A 3,261-nucleotide genomic window follows, 5' to 3' on the forward strand; every position below is an offset into this window, starting at 1 on the left:
CCGGGCCGCTCCCCCGGGTCCTTGGCCAGCAGGGCGAGGACGAGGGCGTCGACCCCTGCCGGGACACCGGGCCGTACGCCGCTGGGCGCCTCGGGCTGCCGGGTGAGGTGCTGGTGGAGGACGGCGAGCGGTGCGCCGGTGAACGGCGGACGGCCCGTCAGGAGGGTGTGCAGCAGGCAGCCGACGGCGTACAGATCGGCGGCCGGGCCGATGCTGCGGTCGCCGCGGGCCTGTTCGGGGGACATGTAGGCGGCGGTGCCCATGGCGGTGCCGGTACCGGTGAACGAGTGGTCCTCGTACAGGTGCTTGACGATCCCGAAGTCGAGGATCTTGACCGTTCCGCCGGGCAGCAGCATGGCGTTGGCCGGTTTGATGTCCCGGTGGACGAGGCCGGCCCGGTGGGCGGCGGCCAGGCCGGTGCAGACCTGCTGCGTCCAGCCGAGGGCGTCCGGCACCGCGGGCAGCGGCCCCTCGTCGAGGACGTCCTCCAGGGCGCGCCCGTCGAGGTGCTCCATGACCAGGAAGGGTGCGCCGCCGTGTTCCGGGCCGGCCCGGCCGAAGTCGTGGACGGTGACGATGTGCGGGCTGCTGAGGTTACCGGCGGCCCGGGCCTCGGCGGCGAACCGCTCGACGCCCGAGGAGGAGGTGTCGGCGCCCGTGAGCAGCTTCACCGCCACCGGCCGGCCGACCCGCTCGTCGTACGCCCGCCACACCTGGCCCATGCCCCCGGCGCCGAGCACCGTCTCCAGCCGGTACCGGCCGTCCAGCCGCTCGCCCTGCATCCCCACCCCCGTCAGGTGCCCAGGGGCTCGACTCGTCCGGACACCCCCCACCGCCTCGGCACTCTACCGGGCCACCCACCCCGCCCGGGCGTCGTCATCCGGCCCCGCGCTCCGGCAAGCACACCACAGGGGATGGAAGGATGACGGCATGTCGGACTCCGAGATCGCCGGGCGCCACGCCCGGCTGCTCCGGTACGCACAGAGCCTGACCGCGCCCTCCGGCTGGAAGGTCGAAGTGTCCGGGGACGAGATCATCGTCATGGCCGGCCCGTCGGTGATCCGTCAGCGCAATCTCCTGGTCGTCCGCGAGCAGTTCGACGCCCACCGCCCGACCGGGCTGATGCCGAGCGAGAACACCGACCTCGCCTCGCCGAACGTCGGCAAGCTGCGCAATCCGGACCTCACCTACATCCCGTTCTCCGTGGTGGAGCTGGGCGGCAGCGAGGTACCCGCGGAGCTCGCCGAAATCGCGGTGGAGGTGGTCTCTCCCTCCAACCCCGAGAACGACCTGGTCGGCAAGGTCCGCGACTACCCGCTCATGCGGATCCCGCTGTACCTGCTGATCGATCCGCGCGAGGGCACGATCGTGCTGTTCTCGGAGCCGGACAACGGCGTCTACCACCGGCAGCGGCGCGGGAAGTTCGGCGACTCCGTGCCCGTTCCCGCACCCTTCTCGTTCGAGCTGGCGACCGGTGAGCTTATCCGCTACCCCGCCTGAGCGGACGTCAGGGCGGGTTCGGCGGCCGCTTCGACGGCGCTCACGGGGACGGTCGCAGGGGCGGATCCGGGGGCCGGGCGGACCCGGACCGGGACGCCGTTGAGGACGGCGGTGCCGGAGAGCGGGTCGAGGGCGTCGGGGTCGGTGAGCCGGTTGACGTTGACGCCGGGATCGTCGGCGGCGGTGCGCAGCCGGGTGCCGGGCCGGTCGTGGCCCCAGCCGTGCGGCAGGCTGACGACACCGGGCATGACGTCCTCGGTGATCTCGACGGGGGCGGTGAGTTCGCCGGTGCGGCTGCTGACGAGGGCGCTGCCGCCGTCGGCGAGGCTGAGGGCGGCGGCGTCCGCGGGGTGGACGTGCAGGGTGCACCGGTTGCTGCCGCGGGTCAGTGCGGGCAGGTTGTGCAGCCAGCTGTTGTTGGAGCGCAGGTGGCGGCGGCCGACCAGGACGAGGCCGTCACGGCGCTCGGCGAGGGCGGCGCGCAGCCGGTCGAGGTCGGCGGCGAGCGGTGCGGGGCAGAGTTCGACGGTGCCGGAGGGAGTGCGCAGCACCTCGGGCAGCCGGGGTTCGAGCGGGCCGAGGTCGATGCCGTGCGGTGCGGCGATCAGCCGGGCCAGGGTGAGGCCGTCCGGGTCGGCGCCGAAGCCGTCGCCGTAGGCGCCGAGGCGGAGCATCAGGTCGACCTGGCGTTCGCTGCCGCTGTCGCCGTGCAGGGCGGCGGCGAGTTCGGCCGGGTCGCGGCCGTGGACGGGCGAGGACGGGTCGGCGACGGCCTTGGCGAGGACGCCGGCGATCACCGTCTCGTCGAGGGCGTACGGGTTCGCGGCGGCCGCGGCGCCGTGGCCGGCGGCGATCATGGTGAGCCGGGAGAGGATGCGGCACTCGTCGGGTTCGCCGTCCTCGAGCGGGAGTGGCGCCGGCGACCAGCGGGCGGTGTTGCGGATCGCGAGGTCGCCGAAGGCGAGGTCGAAGTGCGGGGAGCGGCCGGGCGGCGGGGGCGGCAGGACGACGTGGGCGTGCCGGGTGGTCTCGTTGAGGTAGGGGTCGACGCTGACCATGAAGTCGAGGCCGGTGAGGGCCTCGTCGAGGCGGTGGCCGCCGGGGGTGGAGAGCACCGGGTTGCCGGCCACGGTGATCAGGGCGCGGACCTGCCCCTCGCCCGGGGTGGTGATCTCCTCGGCGAGGGTGACGGCGGGCAGTTCGCCCTTGATCTCGGGCAGGCCGCGGACCCGGCTGTGCCAGCGGCCGGTGGTGAACCCGCGGCCCCGGCCGGTACCACGGCGGCGCCGGGCGGCGAGCGGGAACATCGCGCCGCCCGGGCGGTCGAGGTTGCCGGTGAGGGCGTTGAGCACGTCGACCAGCCAGCTCGCGAGGGTGCCGAACTCGACGGTGCTGGTGCCGATCCGGGCGTAGACGGCGGCGGTGGGGGCGGCGGCGAGTTCGCGGGCGAGGTCCTTGATCGACTCGGCGGGGATGCCACAGGCGTCGGCGACGGCCTCGGGCGGGAAGGGCTCCACGAGCCGGCGGACGTCCTCGGCGCCGGTGAGGTGCGGGCCGGGTGCGGTGAGCCCCTCGGCGAAGAGGGTGTGCACCAGGGCGGCCAGCAGGTAGGCGTCGGTGCCGGGGCGGATCGGCAGGTGGCGGTCGGCGAGGGCGGCGGTGCGGGTGCCCGGCCTGATGTCGATCCGCAAGGAGTACGCGGCCTCCCAGCCGCTGGCCGGCGCCCGGATCACCGGCTCGCTGCACATGACCGTGCAGACC

The 3,261-nt window shown here is 74.5% G+C and carries 2 protein-coding genes and 2 pseudogenes; 2 read left to right on the forward strand and 2 right to left on the reverse strand.

Annotated elements, in window-relative coordinates:
- Window positions 1–782 (reverse strand): serine/threonine-protein kinase (locus ABZ641_RS30430; RefSeq protein WP_359986952.1); only part of this gene is annotated, 782 nt, incomplete at its 3' end.
- A 148-nt stretch (window positions 783–930) separates the two neighbouring features.
- On the opposite strand from ABZ641_RS30430, the gene ABZ641_RS30435 reads away from it, so the two are divergent.
- Window positions 931–1,500 (forward strand): Uma2 family endonuclease, encoded by a 570-nt coding sequence (locus ABZ641_RS30435; protein WP_359986955.1) that lies wholly within the window; start codon window positions 931–933, stop codon window positions 1,498–1,500.
- Here ABZ641_RS30435 and ABZ641_RS30440 read toward each other — a convergent pair.
- Window positions 1,488–3,167 (reverse strand): annotated as a pseudogene (locus ABZ641_RS30440) (molybdopterin dinucleotide binding domain-containing protein); the annotation flags it as partial. The gene ABZ641_RS30435 and the pseudogene ABZ641_RS30440 overlap by 13 nt on opposite strands.
- Between ABZ641_RS30440 and ABZ641_RS30445 the strand changes: the two are divergent.
- Window positions 3,166–3,261, forward strand: a pseudogene (locus ABZ641_RS30445) (adenosylhomocysteinase); the annotation flags it as partial. The pseudogenes ABZ641_RS30440 and ABZ641_RS30445 overlap by 2 nt on opposite strands.

The sequence above is a fragment of the Kitasatospora sp. NPDC007106 genome (assembly GCF_040634455.1).
GTDB classification, from domain to species: domain Bacteria; phylum Actinomycetota; class Actinomycetes; order Streptomycetales; family Streptomycetaceae; genus Kitasatospora; species Kitasatospora arboriphila.

What these genes read in the sequence shown, in the direction of transcription:
- ABZ641_RS30435 (WP_359986955.1), top strand. Translation starts at nt 931, where the DNA reads ATGTCGGACTCCGAGATCGCCGGGCGCCACGCCCGGCTGCTCCGGTAC.